The sequence below is a fragment of the Pararcticibacter amylolyticus genome, assembly GCF_003130405.1.
GTDB lineage: Bacteria > Bacteroidota > Bacteroidia > Sphingobacteriales > Sphingobacteriaceae > Arcticibacter > Arcticibacter amylolyticus.
This window is the reverse complement of record NZ_QEAS01000141.1, coordinates 1-325: the sequence shown is the minus strand read 5'-3', so window position 1 is coordinate 325 and position 325 is coordinate 1. Positions and strand designations below refer to the sequence as shown.

Annotated in this window: 1 pseudogene; it reads left to right on the top strand. The window is 59.1% G+C overall.

Annotated features, from left to right (window positions below):
* Positions 1–325: pseudogene (locus DDR33_RS26370) on the top strand (hypothetical protein); the annotation flags it as partial.

Genomic DNA, 325 nt, shown 5'->3' with positions numbered 1-325 from the left:
GGTTCCAGCTACCTGCAGTCGGTCGACTACCGCTATAACATCCGGGGCCAGCTGACCTCGATCAACAACAGCAGCCTGACGGCTGACGACCGCAACGACGAGAGCAATGATGTGTTCGGTATGGAGGTCCTTTACGACCAGCAGGAAGCCGCCATCGGGAACAGCCCTTATTATAACGGGATGATCTCGGCCGTCAAATGGAAGGTCAAAGACCCCCAGGGGGGCAGTCCCAAAGAGCGGAGCTACCGTTTTGAGTACGACAACCTTCAGCGGCTGAAGAACGCCCTGTACCAGGAGCGCCCCTCAGGCGGCAGCTGGGGGAACG